Consider the following 16,214-nt stretch of genomic DNA (forward strand, 5'->3'; position numbering starts at 1 on the left):
TACCCAGATGGCCCGCGGCCAATCGGGTGGGAATCAGAGTCGTCGGAGATCGGTGGTTGCGGGGCCCTCGAGAAGTGTTCCGCCGGCAGTGAATCGGGACCCGTGCAGCGGGCAGTCCCACGACGCCTCCGCATCGTTCCAGCGGAGCACACCACCGAGGTGCGGGCAGACGGTGCAGACGCGCTCGGTGTGACCGTTCGAGGTGTACTCGCCGACGGGCAGCAGACCCTCTCGCACGATGCGTGCCCGGCCCTTCCCGCGTTGCCGCCCCACGAGTGCGTCGCCCCAGCCCGCAGCCATCTCCCTCGCCACCTCGCCGTTCGCCTTCACTACCGCGGGAAGGTCGAAAAGCTGCGTCGGCGAATAGCTCTGGAAGGCCTCCGCCCACCGCATGTGGCCACCGAGAATGCGTCCGGCGAGCGCAAGAGCGGCGGCGACGCCGTTCGAGAGTCCCCACTTTCCGTAGCCGGTCGCGACGAGAATGCCGTCGCTGCCCGGAACCAGTGGGCCGACATAGGGAAGCGCGTTCAGCGAGGAGTAGTCCTGTGCCGACCAGCGGTGGGTCGGCGTCGCCCCGGGAAAGTGGCGGCCGGTCCAGGCCAGCAGATCGTCGACCGCGGCCTGCGGCGACGTGCTTCGGCCCACGTCGTGACCGTTGCCGCCGACGACCAGAACACGACCGTCGTCGGCCGGGCGCAACGACCGGGTGGGCTGATCGGCGGTCAGGTACATGCCGCCGGGAGCACCGCCCGGCACCCGGAACGCCGCCGCATACGATCGTTCCGCCTTCAGCCGGGCGAAGAATCCTCCGCGATCGAGGATCGGAGTTCCCGTCGCGAGAACCACGCGTCGGGCTTCGATGTCGCCGTCCGGCGTCGACAGGACGTGGAATCGCACCAGCGTCCGGACCGCCGTCACACGACGGTGCTCGAACACGTCGCCGCCGTGCGTGATCACGTCGCGGGCCACCGTGTGGAGAACGGGCATCGGGTCCAGGAACGCCTGGTCGTCGATTGTGACGGCGTCGACGTGGGGCACCGGGATGTCGAGTTCCGGCACCAGTCGGACGGGCAGGCCCGCTGATCGGGCGGCCGTGTACTGAGCGCGCACCGCGTCGGTGCCGGACTCGGTCTGCGCGAACGTGAAATCCGATGCCGTGCCCACGGGAATCTCGCGATCGCGACAGTACCGGAGCAGCCACTGCTGGCCCTCCAGATTTCCCTCGACGTACGAGCGCAGGATGTGCACCGCGTGGCGTCGGCCGATCTCGGCGAGCCGGGTCCCCTGCAGCACACTGACCTTGCCTGTGGTGTTCCCCGTCGTGACGGCGCCGATGGTCCGCGCTTCCACGACGGCGACGTGTTGTCCCGCGCGGGCGAGCAGCAACCCGAGGATCAGTCCGGTCACCCCCGCGCCCACCACCACGGTGTCGTACCGTCCGCGTTCGTCCCACGACCGCCCGGTGACCGCACCGCGGTGCCCAGCGACGTGATCGAGCCACAGAGAAGGCATTACGGCTTCAGGAGAATCTTCACAGCGCCGTCTTCCTTCTTCTGGAAGATCTCGTACGCGTGCGGGGCGTGGTCCAGTGGCAGTTCGTGAGTGGCGAACGTGTCGACGCCCAAGGGGTCGGCGTCGGTGAGCAACGGCAGGATGTCCGGGACCCACCGCTTCACGTTGGCCTGGCCCATCCGCAGCTGAATCTGTTTGTCGAACAGGGTGAGCATCGGTATCGGGTCGGCCATTCCGCCGTACACCCCGATGAGCGAGAGGGTGCCGCCGCGGCGCACGATGTCGATGGCCGCGTACAGCGCGTGCAGCCGGTCGATTCCCGCCGTCGACATCAGCGGGCCCGCGATGGCGTCGGGCAGGAGAGACGTGACCTGCTGCAAAAGTTTCGCGCCGGGGGAGCCGTGCGCTTCCATGCCGACGGCGTCGATGACGGAATCGGGGCCGCGGCCGCCGGTCATCTCCCGGATCACGTCGCCGAGTTCGCCCTCGGTGTCGGTCAGGTCGACCGTCTCGATGTGCCGCGCCTGCGCGCGGGCGAGACGCTCGGGCACGAGATCCACGCCGATGACACGAAAACCCTTGTGCGCAGCGATGCGTGCCGCCATGTCGCCTATCGGTCCGAGCCCGAGAACGACGACGGAACCGCCGTCGGGGATGTCCGCGTACTCGACGGCCTGCCACGCCGTCGGCAGCACGTCGGACAGATACACGAAGCGCGAATCCGGTGGACCTTCGGGAACCGTGATGTGCGTGTTCTTCACGTGCGGCACCCGAAGATACTCGGCCTGGCCGCCGGGAACGCTCCCGTACAGTTTCGAATACCCGAACAGCGCCGCACCCATACCCTCGTCCCGGATCTGGGTGATCTCGCACTGGGTGAACAGCTTCCGATCGCACATGTGGCAACTGCCGCAGGATATCTGGAACGGGATCACCACCCGGTCGCCGACCTTCACCTCGGTCACCTCGGAGCCCACCTCGCGCACGATGCCCATCGGTTCGTGGCCGAGGATGTCGCCCTCGCTCATGAACGCGCCGAGCACTTCGTACAGGTGGAGGTCGGAGCCGCAGATGTTGGTGGTGGTGATCTCGACGATCGCGTCAGTCTTCTGTTCGATCACGGGGTCGGGGACGGTGTCGACGCTGACCTTCCGCTTGCCCTGCCACGTCACGGCTCTCATCGGGCTCTCCGGTTCGCCTTCTCGATCGCGTCGACGAGTTCGTCCTTGGTCATGGTGGACCGGCCGTGTATGTCGAGCCGCTGAGCGATGTGCAGGAGGTGGTCCTTGCTCGCGTTGGCGTCGACGCCCTCGGCCGACTCACCGGACGCGTTCGGGCCGCCGCTCTTCGCGCGCTCGTCCGAGGGGCCCTTCTCGTCCTTGGCCTCCCAGTGGTCCCCGACCTTCTCGTAGCTGTGTTTGAGGGCGTCGTACGCGACGCGATGCGCCCGTTCCTCGTCCCCGTACTGATCCATTGCGGAGTCGTACACCTTGGCGAACGTGCGCTGCGCCTTCTCGGACGACTTCTTCAGCGTCTCGGGGAGCTCGCTCTTCTTCGGCTTGCCGCTGTCGGTGGTCTTCGGCACGGAAATCCTCCTCGGGTGTAGAGGTGCCCGTTCGGGGGATTACCCGACTCTCGGAGATCTATGCGAGCGGGGGAGGAACTCGACCGGGCGCGGAGACCAACGCCTGCTCGAGCAGTTCCAGGGCACGGTCGGTCGTTGCGGTCACGACGTCCTGCGGTTCACCGGCGAATCGGTGCATCTCGGTGTCGATACGGCCGTGGGTGAAGAGTCCGAACCAGACGGTCCCCGGCGGTTGCCCGTCCTGAGGGTCGGGGCCGCCCGCACCGGTCACCGCGACGGCGATGTCGGCTCCGAGCAGTTCCGCGACCGCTCCGGCCATCGCGCGGGCACTGGCCTCACTGACGACGGGACCGTCCGGCACCTTCAGCACCCGGTGCTTCACTTCGCTGGAATACGCGACCACGCTGCCCCGATACCAGTCGGAGGAGGCGGGCGCCGCGCCGAGAATGGACGAGATCTGTCCGCCGGTGAGCGATTCCGCCGTTGCGAGGAATACGTGCGCGCTCTGGGCAGCGGTCGAGATCCGTTCTGCGATTCGGTCCTGCGGACTCATGGACCTCACGTTATCGGACGCGTTCCGGCGCGGAGTTGCCGTCGGCACCGCGCGCCAGATGGAACAGGTTTCAGTTTTTCCGGTTTCCGGTTAGGGTGTCGGTGACCCAGGACACAGAAAATCCAGGCCGCCGGACCACGCGCCTCGGCGTCGCGGGAGTAGAAGGATTACAGATGACCGACGAGTTCGCAGATCTGCATCGACCCGCCTTCGCTGCAGACCTCCTCATCACTGCACTGGAACGCAACTCCGACAAGCCGGCGCTCTACCTCGGCGACGTCGTCCTCACCGGCGGTGAGATGCGCGATCAGATCAGTTGCTTTGCGCAGGCACTGGCTTCACTCGGAATCGGTAAGGGCACGAGCACCGCCATGCTGTCCAAGAACAGGCCCGAAGTGCTCATCAGCATGGGCGCCACCATGATCTCCGGATGCCGCGCCAGCGCGCTGAACCCGATGGGCTCGCTCGACGACCATCTGTACATCGTCGGCGACGCCGAGATCCAGACGTTGATCTTCGATCCCACCGCCTTCGAGGAGCGCGCCGCCGAACTGGTGGCGCAGTCGCCGTCGATCGAGAACGTGTTGTCGTTGGGGCCGTCCGAAGTCGGCACCGACATTCTCGCACTCGCCGAGACGTTCACCCCGCAACGCCTGCGGGCGGCGGACGTGGCCGCCGACGACAACAGCAGCATGGTCTACACCGGCGGCACCACCGGCAAGCCGAAGGGCGTCGTCGGCTCCTACCAGTCCGGCGCGACGCTCAATCAGATCCAGTTGGCCGAATGGCAGTGGCCCGACGAACCGCGATTCCTCATCTGCACGCCGCTGTCGCACGCCGGCGCCGCCTTCTTCATCCCGACCCTGCTGCGTGGTGGCGCGCTGATCGTGCTGCCCGCGTTCGAGCCCGGTGCCGTCCTCGAGACGATCGAGAAGCACAAGATCTCGGCCACGATGCTCGTCCCCACCATGATCTACCTGCTGATGGATCACCCCGACCTGCCGAAGCGGGACGTGTCCAGCCTGCAGACGCTGTTCTACGGCGCCTCGGCGATGTCGCCGGCCCGGTTGAAGGAGGGCATCGAGAAGTTCGGCCAGATCTTCTTCCAGTTCTACGGCCAGACCGAATGCGGAATGACCATCGCGGTGCTGCGGAAGGAAGAGCACCTGGCGGACGATCCCAGCCGGCTCGCGACGTGCGGGCGTCCCGTGCCCTGGTTGAACGTCGCCCTGCTCGACGACGACCTGAACGAGGTGCCGCAGGGTGAGCTCGGCGAGATCTGCGTCCGCGGCCCGCTGGTCATGAAGGGGTACTGGAAGAAGCCCGCCGAGACCGCCGAGGCGTTCCGCGGGGGCTGGCTGCACACGGGCGACGTCGCGCGCAAGGACAAAGACGGATTCATGACGATCGTCGACCGCAAGAAGGACATGATCGTCACCGGCGGCTTCAACGTGTTCCCCCGGGAGATCGAGGACGTCATCTCGGCGCATCCCGCCGTCGGCTCGGTCGCGGTGGTCGGCGTTCCGGACGAGAAGTGGGGCGAGGCCGTCAAGGCGTGCGTGGTGTTGCGGGCCGGGCAGACGGTCGACGCCGCCGAACTCGTCGAACGGGTGCGCGCCGCGAAGGGATCGGTGCACGCCCCCAAGTCGATCGACTTCGTCGACGCACTGCCGCTGACCCCGCTCGGCAAACTGGACAAGAAGGCGCTGCGCTCCCGGTACTGGGAAAGTGCAGACCGAGCGGTCGGATAGCACGACCAGGGCCGGAAAGAAGGGACCTGGTCTGCGGCGTGGCGTCCGCGCCTATAGTCTGCCCAAGTACTTCGCGGCAGGGCCGCGTTCAGTCGGTGACGAGGATGCGCGGTGGATTCACAGGCAATATCGCTGGTCCGGTCGAGTTTCAAGGCTATCGCGGCGGTGCCGGACGGGCCTCAGACTCTGTCCCGGTCCTTCTATGCCCTGCTGTTCGCGCGGTATCCCGACGCCCGGGACTTCTTCCCCGCGGCCATGGACGAGCAACGCGACCGGTTGATCTCCGCCGTCCAGTACGTGATCGAACGGCTCGAGGAGGAATCCGGGCAGATCCTCGCCTACCTCGCCCAGCTCGGCCGGGACCACCGCAAGTACGGAATCGAGGACGCGCACTACGTCGCCGTCGGCAACTCCCTGATCGCCGCGGTCGAACAGTTCCCCTCGACCGAGCCGTGGACCGACGAACTCGAGCAGGCGTGGCGCGACGTCCTCTCGGTCGTCGCCGCCACCATGATGGATGCGGCCAACGCCGAGAGCGGCCCGCCGGCGTGGGGTGCGACCGTGATCGAGCACCTTCAGGTCCGCAAGGACGTGTCGATCGTCCGCCTGCAACTCGACGAGCCGATGGCCTACACCGCCGGCCAGTACGTGAGCGTGCAGGTGCCGTCGCGTCCCCGGATGTGGCGGTACCTGTCGCCGGCGAACCCCGCCAACGACCAGGGCATCATCGAGTTCCACGTCCGCCGGGTGTCGGGCGGCTGGGTCAGCCCCGCCATCGTCAGCCAGACCCTCGTGGGCGAGCGGTGGGTGATCGGATCCCCGCTCGGCGACCTGGGAGTCCGCTACGACAACGGTCGCGACATTCTCATGATCGGATCGGGGACGGGCATCGCCCCGCTGCGCGCGCAGATCCTGCAGATGTCGCAACGCGGCCAAGACCGCCGCGTCCACCTCTTCTTCGCCGGCCGGTACCCCTGCGACCTCTACGACCTGGGCACCCTGTGGGCGCTCGCGGAGCAGAACCCGTGGCTGACCGTCGTCCCGGTCACCGAGGAGGATGAGGACCCCTGGTGGTACACCGGGCCGAGCAGCGCCGCGTTGCCCGGCATGCACCGCCGGCTGACCGGCAAAGTGGGGCAGGTCGTCGCCGACTTCGGGACGTGGGCCGAGCGCGACATCCAGCTCGTCGGCTCCGAGGCGATGATCAACACCACCAAGTTCCGCCTGCACGCCGCGGGCACTCCGCCGGAAAACATCCGGCACGACCCGTCCTACTGACCCGAACGCCTCAGTACGGGTCGAACTGAATGTTCTCCGTGGGGGTCCCGGTGTCGCGGAGACGGTCGAGGGTGGCACGCACCATTGCCGCCGAACCGCACACCAGCACCTGGTGCTCGGTGAACGCGCCGTAGGACGTCACGACGTCGGGCAGTGAGCCCTCGATGAGATCGTCCTCGGTGAACCCCACGTCCACTCTGGTGCGCTCGTACCATTCGTCGGTCCAGTCCGGATTCACGACGTTCTCCACCACCGGAATGACGGTGAGCCACGGCAGATCCTGCAGCAGCAGGTAGAGCATGTCCGACGCGTACAGATCGCGCGGCGTCCGATCGCCCGTGAACAGGAACACCCGCGGCGGATTCGGCTTGCGCGACAGGTCCAGCAGGATCGACCGGAACGGGGCCAGGCCGGTGCCGCCGGCGATCATGATGACGTCCGGCCCGTCCTCGTCGACGGACATCGTGCCGCGCGGTTCGAGGATCTGCCACTGGTCGCCGGGCGAGGTCTCCGTGACGATGTCGCCGCTGACCCAGCCGCCGGGAACCGTCCGGACGTGGAATTCGAGCTTGCCGTCCAACGACGGCGGCAGGGCGGGGGAGAGTCTGCGCAGCAGCCGCGGGTTCTGGGGAACGCTCACGTCCACGTACTGCCCCGGCACGAACGGGACGTAGTCACCGACGAGGCGGATCACGGCGAGGTCGTGCCGCAGACGGTGATGCTCGACGACGGTGCTGGTCCAGGTGGTCTGCGTGGCTTGCATGGCGTGATGCTCTCCCGACGGTCGAACCGGATGGCGGATGGGCGGGGACGGGCTGCGGAACTAGATCAGGGGGTCGTGCCGGATCAGTTCGGGCGGCGTACCGCCGCGCTGCAACGCGTACACGGTGGTCTTGATCATCGCCGGCGAACCGGAGATCTGGATCTGCCGGTCCGCCCACGAGCCGAACCGGGCGACGACGCGGCCGAGTTGCCCCTGGAGGCGTTGATGCAACCCCGGCGGCGCCTCCGGGGCGGGAATCGTGTGCCACCACGGGTCCTCGTCCTCCTCGGACACGGGAACCACGGTCAGCCACGGATTGCTCAGCGACAGGTGCCACAGGGTCTCGATGTCGTACAGATCGCACGGGTACTTGCCACCCACGAACATGTGGACCCGCGGATTGTTCGACCGCATCGCCATTTCCATCACCTGCGCGCGCAGCGGCGCGATGCCCGTCCCCGAACCGATCATCAGGACGTCCTGCCCGCTGTCGCGGTCGACCTCGAGCCCACCGAGCGGGGAGCTGAGCAGCCACCGGTCGCCCACCTGCGTCTCGTTCACGATGGCGGGGCTCACCCACCCACCCGACACGCGGCGCACGTGGAATTCGAGCTGTCCGTACGGGTTGGCGGGAATGGCCGCCGACAGATATCGCCACATCCGGGGCCGTTGCGGGATCTGAACGCTGAGGTACTGGCCCGCACCGTAGGGGATGGGGGAGTCGGTCTCGAGACGGACGATCGCGAGGTCGTCGAGGCGGCGTTCGTGATCGACCACGGTGGCGCCCCATGCGGCGGGCAGGTCGTCGGTGTCCGCGGCGTCGGCCATCGTGTGGAGGAGGAGGTCGAGCAGTTCCGTCCAGGCCGCGGTCAGCGAGGGCGTCCAGATGGCCTGGGTGAAGGAGCTCTGCACGGCGACCAGCAGCGCATTGCCCGACGCGAAGTAGTGCCTGCCCTCGACGCCGTACTTGCGGTGGTCACGGCCGAGCTGGCTCAGGAAACCGAGGACCCGGCCCTCGTCGTCGAGGTTGTCGATGACGAACTGCAGCGCCTGGAACAGGCGGTGGCCCTGCTGATCCAGTGCAGGGGGGAAGAGCGCGCGGAATTCGGGGTGTTCGGCGAACAGGGTGGCGTAGAACGTGGTGGTGAGCCGGTTGCGTCCGTGTTCGGTGGACACGATCGACGAAAAGCTGGCGCGCAGACGCGAAATCACGAGCGGATCGAGGCAATCTCGTGTCAAGCCGTCCCCTGCCTCCGTGCCTGCTGATTCGAACACCCGCATTCTAGCCGTCCCGCGCGCGGACCCGGGGTTACGGCAACGGCCGGCTGGGCGTTCGCCCCCGGTATTTCGGTGGGTCGCTATTGAGCTGTGACCACCGGCAAGGCACGATGCATCCAGTAAACAGGCGGCGTTACCGAGGGGGGCCCATGAGAGTTGGCTGTGCGCGGGATCGGGGTCGGTTTCGTCCGGGGATGGCCAGTTCGGTTCGGATTCGTCGGACCGCCGCGGTCGTGGCGGCCGTGACGCTGACGGTGATCAGCGGCGGAAGCGTCGTCTCGGCGGAACCACGGACGACGATCGAGTCGATCTCGGCCGACGAGGCGCCCGACGGTTCGCGGTTGGTCGAGGTCACCCCAGTGGGCGAATCGCAGATGAACTTCACCGTCCACTCGACCGCCATGGACAAGGACATCACCGTCCGGGTCATCCGGGCCGCGTCGGAGAAGCGTCCCACCGTCTACATGCTCGGCGGCGTCGAGGGGAACTCCGAGCAGTTCGGCTGGGAGCAGAAGGCGGACGTCGAGAAGTTCTTCTCCGACAAGGACGTCAACGTAGTCATCCCGTTCGGTGGCCAGTCCAGTTACTACGCGGACTGGAAGCAGGACGATCCCGAGCTCGGGCGGAACAAGTGGCAGACGTTCCTGACGAAGGAACTACCGCCCATCGTCGACTCGGCGCTCGAGACGACCGGGAAGAACGCCATCGCCGGGCTGTCCATGTCGGCCACCAGCGTCCTCAACCTCGCGATCTCCAAGCCGGGGCTGTATCAGAGCGTCGGGGCGTACAGCGGGTGCGCGATGACGAGCGACCCGGTGGCGCGCCGGTTCGTCGAGATCACGGTGTCGGACTTCGGCGGCAACCCCGAGAACATGTGGGGTGCGGCCAACGATCCGCTGTGGGCCGCGAACGATCCGTACGTCAACGCCGAGAAGCTCCGGGGGACCACCCTCTACATCTCCAACGGCAGCGGGCTGCCGGGACCGTACGACACCCTCGACGCCCGGACCGTCGGCGGCGACCGTCGCAACCTTGCGACGCAGGTCGTGGTGGGTGGTGTCATCGAGGCCGTCACCAACGACTGCACGATGCGGCTGGCCGAGAAACTCCGCGCCCTGGACATTCCGGCCACGGTCGACCTCCGGCCGGTCGGAACGCACTCGTGGGGGTACTGGCGCGACGACCTGTCCGCGTCCTGGCCGACTATGGCGACCGCGATCGGGGCCTGACATCCCGCCCCGCGAAGCGTTGCGGGGCGAGATGATGGGGGTAGCGGAAGATTTCTAAAGTTGAGCGGAACAGACTCAACCCTTCGCGCGTTAAGAAGATGACAGCGTCGCCACGTGCCACTCGGCCCCGGGCGGCGGACCGCTCTACAACGCCAGAAGAGGTGAACAGTGGACTCGTTCAATCCGACCACCAAGACCCAGGCCGCGATGACCGCTGCGCTCCAGTCGGCGTCGTCGGCCGGTAATCCCGACATCAGGCCCGCGCATCTGCTCGTGGCCCTGCTCGACCAGACCGACGGCATCGCCGCCCCGCTGCTCAAGGCGGTCGGCGTCGATCCCACCGTGGTCCATCGTGAAGGGCAGGATCTCGTCGACCGGCTGCCCAAGACGACGGGCGCCACAACCACACCGCAGCTCGGCCGCGAGGCCCTCGCCGCACTCACCGCAGCACAGCACCTCGCCACCGAACTCGACGACGAGTACGTGTCGACGGAACACCTGATGGTCGGTCTCGCCTCGGGTGAGTCGGACGTGGCCGGACTGCTGAAGCGGCACGGCGCCACCCCCGAGGCGCTGCGTGATGCGTTCACCACCGTCCGCGGCAGTGCGCGCGTCACCAGCCCGGATCCGGAAGGGACATACCAGGCGCTCGAGAAGTACTCCACCGACCTCACCGCCCTGGCCCGCAACGGCAAGCTCGACCCGGTGATCGGCCGCGACAACGAGATCCGCCGCGTCGTGCAGGTACTCAGCCGCCGGACCAAGAACAACCCGGTGCTGATCGGCGAACCCGGTGTCGGCAAGACCGCCATCGTCGAGGGACTCGCCCAGCGCATCGTCGCCGGCGACGTTCCCGAATCGCTGCGCGGCAAGTCCGTGATCTCCCTCGACCTCGGATCGATGGTCGCGGGCGCCAAGTACCGCGGCGAGTTCGAGGAGCGGCTCAAGGCCGTCCTCGACGACATCAAGAACTCGGCCGGTCAGGTCATCACGTTCATCGACGAGCTCCACACCATCGTCGGTGCGGGTGCCACCGGTGAGTCCGCGATGGACGCGGGCAACATGATCAAGCCGATGCTCGCCCGCGGTGAGCTGCGGCTCGTCGGCGCGACCACGCTCGAGGAATACCGCAAGTACATCGAGAAGGACGCCGCCCTCGAACGTCGCTTCCAGCAGGTGCTGGTGGGTGAACCCTCCGTCGAGGACACCGTCGGCATCCTGCGCGGGCTCAAGGAGCGGTACGAGGTGCACCACGGTGTGCGCATCACCGACTCCGCGCTCGTCGCCGCCGCCACGCTCAGCGACCGCTACATCACGTCCCGGTTCCTGCCGGACAAGGCGATCGACCTCGTCGACGAGGCCGCGTCCCGGCTGCGGATGGAGATCGACTCGCGACCCGAGGAGATCGACACCGTCGAACGCATCGTCCGCCGCCTCGAGATCGAGGAGATGGCGCTGCAGAAGGAATCCGACGCGGCGTCGAAGGACCGGCTCGAGAAGCTGCGGCAGGAACTCGCCGACGAACGGGAGAAGCTCAACCAGCTGACCACCCGCTGGCAGAACGAGAAGCAGGCCATCGACTCCGTGCGCGGGGTCAAGGAGCAGCTCGAGACGCTGCGCGGCGAGGAGGAACGCGCCGAACGCGACGGCGACCTCGGCCGGGCCGCGGAGCTGCGGTACGGCCGCATCCCGCAGCTCGAGAAGGAACTCGAGCAGGCAGCCCGCGAGTCCGGTGCCGCCGCCGACGGCGACGTCATGCTCAAGGAGGAAGTGGGTCCCGACGACGTCGCAGACGTGGTCGCGGCATGGACCGGCATCCCGGCCGGCCGCATGATGGAGGGCGAGACCGCCAAGCTGCTGCGGATGGAATCCGAACTCGGCAAGCGGGTCGTCGGCCAGGAAGAGGCCGTCGTCGCCGTGTCGGATGCGGTGCGCCGCGCCCGCGCCGGAGTCGCCGACCCCAACCGGCCCACCGGTTCGTTCCTGTTCCTCGGGCCCACCGGCGTCGGCAAGACGGAGCTCGCGAAGTCCCTCGCCGACTTCCTGTTCGACGACGAGCGCGCCATGGTCCGCATCGACATGTCCGAGTACAGCGAGAAGCATTCGGTGGCCCGGCTCGTCGGCGCCCCGCCCGGATACGTCGGGTACGAGGCGGGCGGCCAGCTCACCGAGGCCGTGCGACGGCGTCCGTACACGGTGGTGCTGTTCGACGAGGTGGAGAAGGCGCACCCCGACGTGTTCGACATCCTGCTCGCCGTCCTCGACGAAGGCCGGCTGACGGACGGTCAGGGACGCACCGTCGACTTCCGCAACACCATCCTGATCCTCACGTCCAACCTCGGTGCGGGTGGATCGCGGGAGCAGGTGATGGATGCGGTGCGGCACGCGTTCAAGCCGGAGTTCATCAACCGGCTCGACGACGTCGTGATCTTCGAGTCGCTCACGGAAGAGCAGCTCGAATCCATCGTCGACATCCAGCTCGATCAGCTGTCCCGCCGGCTCGCGGCGCGGCGGCTGACGCTGGACGTGTCCGACTCGGCCCGCTTCTGGCTGGCGGTCCGCGGCTACGACCCGATGTACGGGGCCCGGCCGCTGCGCCGGCTGATTCAGCAGGCGATCGGCGACCAGCTCGCGAAGCTGCTGCTCGCCGGTGACGTCAAGGACGGTGACACCGTCCCCGTGAAGGTGTCCGAGACCGGGGACGCGCTCGTCCTCGGCTGATCCGTACGTGAGTGGCACGGTGTGCTCCCGCACGCCGTGCCACTCACCTGTGTTTTCACAGCGACGTCTTAAGTTTCGCCGTTACCCTGGACCGTCCGTAGCCGCAGGACACCGGCCGGACGAACCCGAGGGAGGGGCCGATCATGACGAACCCCGACGACCCGCGCACCCCGCAGGAACGCGCGTACGACGGAACGGAGTCGTGGACCACCGACGATTCCGCGTCGAGGGCCGGTGACGAGGACCCCACCCAGGCGTGGTCGCGGCAGGACCAGCCGACCGAGCACCTCGGATCGGCTGAGCAGCGCACCGAGCACCTGGGCCCCGCAGGCAGGCCGACCGAGCAGTTCTACACGTCCGATCCGACCGCCGCGTACGGGCAGAACCAGCCCAATCCCACCCAGGCCTACCCGACCTACGATCCGCGGTACGACCCGCAGGCTCCGCCACCGAACGCCACGCAGGCGTATCCGCCGTACGACGCCCAGCAGTACCAGGGCGGGTATCCGACGGGGCAGTACCCGAACGCCCAGTACCCGCCGGGGCAGTACCCGGGCTCGCAGTACCAGGCGCCGGTCACCGAGAGTCCCGAGGAGAAGAAGCCCCGGCGGATCGGCACGTGGATCGCCGCCACGGCGGCCGCGCTGCTGTTGATCGCCGTCATCGGTTTCGGTGTCGCCCTCTTCACGTCCGCGCCGAACAATTCCTCGAGCACCACGGCGGCGGGCCCGACCACGTCCCGTCCGCCCGCCACGACCGCGCCGCCGAAGACGACACCGCCGCCGTCGACCACGTCGGAGTCGCCACTCGATCAACTCCCCGGCGGAATCGGCGAGGCCATCGGCGCTGCGGGCGCCGCGTTCGGAACGATCAGTGCCAACGACGGTTCCACACTCACCCTCGACGCCCTCGGCGGATCCCGGCTGACGGTTCAGACCAACGCGCAGACCAACGTGATCGCACTCGACGGCACCACGGTCGCCGATCTGAAGCCCGGGTTCACCGTGATGGTGCAGGGTACGAAGGTCGAGAACGGCACGATGATGGCCGAGACGATCATCAGCACCGAGCTGCCGAAGCTCGGCGGTAACTGAGACGATGGGTCCGGGCAAAACCGACACGGGGTGTCCGGGTACCGCTTCGCCTCGTAACGGCGTCGACTCGCTAGGCTGATCACCGATGACGGGAATGTGGTTCGTACTGGCGTTGATCGCACTCGCAGGCGCGTGCGCGCTGCTCTATTTCGATCGCTCGCGTCGTGATCAGACAGGTCGGGTGCGGCAGATCTGGGCCAAGGCCCAGGGCTACACGTACGACAACGTCGAAGAGAAGCTGCCTGGCCAATTCCATCGCGCCGCGCTGGCCAAGCAGGAGTACCTCAGCGCCATCGACGTGGTGAAGGGCGAACGCCGGGGCGAGTCGTTCATCCTGTTCGACCTCGAGGAGACCGCGACCATCGTCGCCGTGCGCCGCCGGGTGGGCTCGGACGTCGACATCGACCTGCGCCTCAAGTCGACCCCGCCGCCGAAGGACTCGGATCTCGAACTCCTCGGTGCCATCGGACCGCGAGTCGTGTTCGCCACCGACCTCGAAATCGCCCGCAGGGTCTGCGATCAGCGCATGGTGGCGTTCACCGAGTCGGTGCCGCCGCACGTGAACATGCTGTGGAGCGAGGGCGAATGGACCCTCGGTTCGCTGCCCATCGGCAGCAGTGGACGCGAGTGGGATTCGGCCATCGAGGCCGTCGCCCGACTGTCCGGCATCCTGCACGTCCTGCCCCCGGTCACCGAACCGCGGGGACTCGACCGTGGCCACCACGACCCGAGCAGGCCGCGAGTGCGGGAAGACGCCCCCGCCGAGGCGCGTCCCGCGCGTCCGACATCTCCCCGCCCGCCGGCCCCCGGCGCTCCACGCCAGCAGGCCCCCGGCGCTTCCCGTCCGCCGGCCCCCGGCGCTTCCCGTCCGCCGGCCCCCGGCGCTCCCCGCCCGCCGGCCCCCGGCGCTCCCCGCCCGCCGGGCCCCGGCGCTCCGCGCCCGTGAGTGCCTGACGAGTCCTGGGACTCGTTAACCGCGCACAGGCGCGCAGCGCCTTGCTACCGTCACCGGTATGTCGACGCCCCCCAGTTCCGCCCGACCCGTTGCCCTCGTCACCGGCCCGACGTCGGGGCTCGGTGCCGGTTTCGCGAGGAAGTTCGCGTCTCTCGGTTACGACCTCGTGCTCGTCGCGCGTGACGAAACCCGCTTGCAGGCCCTCGCCGACGAGATGAAGGCGTTGTTCGACACCGAGTCCGAGATCCTGCCGGCCGATCTGGCCACGGCGTCCGGGCGTGAGGAAGTGGCGCAGCGCCTCGGGAAGGGTGTCGAGGTGCTGGTCAACAACGCCGGATTCGGCACGTCGGGCGAATTCTGGACGGCGACGCCGGAGCTGTTGCAGTCCCAGCTGGACGTGAACGTCACCGCCGTCATGCAGCTGACCCGTGCGGCGTTGCCCACCATGATCGCGTCGGCGAACGGCACCGTCATCAACGTGGCGAGCGTCGCCGGCCTGCTGTCCGGGCGCGGATCGACCTATTCGGCGAGCAAGGCGTACGTGATCTCGTTCTCCGAGGGACTGGCGAACGGGCTGGGCGGCACGGGTGTGCGGATCCAGGCACTGTGCCCGGGATTCATTCGCACCGAATTCCACGAGCGCGCGGGCATCGAGATGAGTTCGATTCCGAAGCCGATGTGGCTGAGCGTCGACCAGGTGGTCGCGGCGTCGCTGGCCGACCTCGAGGACGGCAAGGTCGTGAGCATTCCCGGCCTCCAGTACAAGGTGCTGACCACTGCCGGTCGACTCGTCCCGAAGAGTCTGGTCCGGCGGCTGACCAACGTGTTCGGCCGGGGGCGTGCCCGCACATAGAGGTGGGTAGGGTTTCGGGCATGAGTGATCGCGAGGATCTGGCCGCGTTGGTGCGTGAGCTGGCTGTTGTGCACGGCAAGGTGACGTTGTCTTCGGGCAAGGAAGCCGACTACTACGTGGACCTTCGCCGCGCCACGCTGCATCACGAGGCTGGCCCGCTGATCGGGAAGCTGCTGCGTGAACTGGTGGCGGACTGGGATTTCGACGCCGTCGGCGGACTGACGATGGGCGCCGACCCGGTGGCGATGGCCGTGATGCACGCCCCGGGCAGGCCGATCGATTCGTTCGTGGTGCGCAAGGCCGCGAAGGCGCACGGGATGCAGCGGCAGATCGAGGGGCCGGACGTCGTCGGCAAGCGTGTCCTCGTTGTCGAGGACACCACGACCACGGGCAACTCTCCGCTCACTGCGGTGAAGGCGTTGCGCGACGTCGGGGCGATCGTCGTCGGTGTCGCGACCGTCGTCGACCGCGCGACCGGTGCCGACGAGGTGATCGCGGCCGAGGGTCTCGAGTACCGTTCGCTCCTCGGCCTCCCCGACCTGAACCTCTGACCGCACATGTGAGTGGCGAAGTGTGCCGGGGCACACTGTCATGTCTCAGGACTTGGAGGACAGATATGTCTCAGGACTTTGAGGACAGTTT

The 16,214-nt window shown here is 67.8% G+C and carries 14 protein-coding genes; 8 read left to right on the plus strand and 6 right to left on the minus strand.

Going from position 1 to position 16,214, the window contains the following annotated elements; all coding sequences use genetic code 11:
• Positions 1–33: 33 nt before the first annotated feature.
• From QM841_RS21515 to QM841_RS21530, 4 genes are read right to left on the minus strand one after another with little or no spacing between them, the layout of a single operon-like run.
• Positions 34–1,512: an FAD-dependent oxidoreductase gene (locus QM841_RS21515; protein ID WP_283333510.1), complete on the minus strand. Its 1,479-nt coding sequence runs from the start codon at positions 1,510–1,512 to the stop codon at positions 34–36.
• Positions 1,512–2,693 (minus strand): zinc-dependent alcohol dehydrogenase, encoded by a 1,182-nt coding sequence (locus tag QM841_RS21520; protein ID WP_283333511.1) that lies wholly within the window; start codon positions 2,691–2,693, stop codon positions 1,512–1,514. The genes QM841_RS21515 and QM841_RS21520 overlap by 1 nt, the downstream gene beginning before the upstream one ends.
• Positions 2,690–3,097, minus strand: a complete 408-nt coding sequence (locus QM841_RS21525; RefSeq protein WP_283333512.1) for a ChaB family protein — start codon at positions 3,095–3,097, stop codon at positions 2,690–2,692. The genes QM841_RS21520 and QM841_RS21525 overlap by 4 nt, the downstream gene beginning before the upstream one ends.
• 58 nt (positions 3,098–3,155) lie before the next feature.
• Positions 3,156–3,650, minus strand: a complete 495-nt coding sequence (locus QM841_RS21530; protein ID WP_280784169.1) for a CinA family protein — start codon at positions 3,648–3,650, stop codon at positions 3,156–3,158.
• A gap of 173 nt (positions 3,651–3,823) precedes the next feature.
• Here QM841_RS21530 and QM841_RS21535 point away from each other — a divergent pair, with 173 nt between their 5' ends.
• Positions 3,824–5,401 (plus strand): AMP-binding protein, encoded by a 1,578-nt coding sequence (locus QM841_RS21535; protein WP_283333513.1) that lies wholly within the window; start codon positions 3,824–3,826, stop codon positions 5,399–5,401.
• 111 nt (positions 5,402–5,512) lie between these two features.
• On the plus strand, positions 5,513–6,679 hold the full coding sequence (locus QM841_RS21540) for an FAD-binding oxidoreductase (RefSeq protein WP_280784167.1): 1,167 nt from the start codon (positions 5,513–5,515) through the stop codon (positions 6,677–6,679).
• A gap of 10 nt (positions 6,680–6,689) precedes the next feature.
• On the opposite strand, the gene QM841_RS21545 is transcribed toward QM841_RS21540, so the two are convergent.
• On the minus strand, positions 6,690–7,442 hold the full coding sequence (locus QM841_RS21545) for an FAD-binding oxidoreductase (protein ID WP_280784166.1): 753 nt from the start codon (positions 7,440–7,442) through the stop codon (positions 6,690–6,692).
• A gap of 60 nt (positions 7,443–7,502) precedes the next feature.
• Positions 7,503–8,723, minus strand: coding sequence for a globin domain-containing protein (locus tag QM841_RS21550; RefSeq protein ID WP_050998683.1), 1,221 nt, complete (start codon positions 8,721–8,723; stop codon positions 7,503–7,505).
• Positions 8,724–8,914: 191 nt separating this feature from the next.
• Here QM841_RS21550 and QM841_RS21555 point away from each other — a divergent pair, with 191 nt between their 5' ends.
• The 6 genes from QM841_RS21555 (at position 8,915) to pyrE (ending at position 16,123) form a co-directional block, all read left to right on the plus strand.
• Positions 8,915–9,949, plus strand: coding sequence for an alpha/beta hydrolase (locus QM841_RS21555; protein WP_280784164.1), 1,035 nt, complete (start codon positions 8,915–8,917; stop codon positions 9,947–9,949).
• 168 nt (positions 9,950–10,117) lie between these two features.
• A complete protein-coding gene (gene clpB, locus QM841_RS21560; RefSeq protein WP_009478774.1) occupies positions 10,118–12,670 on the plus strand; it encodes an ATP-dependent chaperone ClpB in 2,553 nt (850 codons plus the stop codon).
• A gap of 143 nt (positions 12,671–12,813) precedes the next feature.
• Positions 12,814–13,764, plus strand: a complete 951-nt coding sequence (locus QM841_RS21565) for a DUF5666 domain-containing protein (protein WP_283333514.1) — start codon at positions 12,814–12,816, stop codon at positions 13,762–13,764.
• Between the two features lie 94 nt (positions 13,765–13,858).
• Positions 13,859–14,710 carry a TtfA family protein gene (locus QM841_RS21570; protein ID WP_502943282.1) on the plus strand — a complete coding sequence of 284 codons (852 nt, stop codon included), beginning with the start codon at positions 13,859–13,861 and terminating at the stop codon, positions 14,708–14,710.
• 67 nt (positions 14,711–14,777) lie between these two features.
• Complete coding sequence (locus QM841_RS21575) at positions 14,778–15,572, plus strand: SDR family NAD(P)-dependent oxidoreductase (RefSeq protein ID WP_283333516.1); 795 nt, start codon at positions 14,778–14,780, stop codon at positions 15,570–15,572.
• A 20-nt stretch (positions 15,573–15,592) separates the two neighbouring features.
• A complete protein-coding gene (gene pyrE / locus QM841_RS21580; protein ID WP_005238397.1) occupies positions 15,593–16,123 on the plus strand; it encodes an orotate phosphoribosyltransferase in 531 nt (176 codons plus the stop codon).
• Positions 16,124–16,214: the final 91 nt, after the last annotated feature.

It is taken from the genome of Rhodococcus sp. IEGM 1307 (genome assembly GCF_030056915.1).
Taxonomy (GTDB): Bacteria; Actinomycetota; Actinomycetes; order Mycobacteriales; family Mycobacteriaceae; genus Rhodococcus_F; species Rhodococcus_F opacus_D.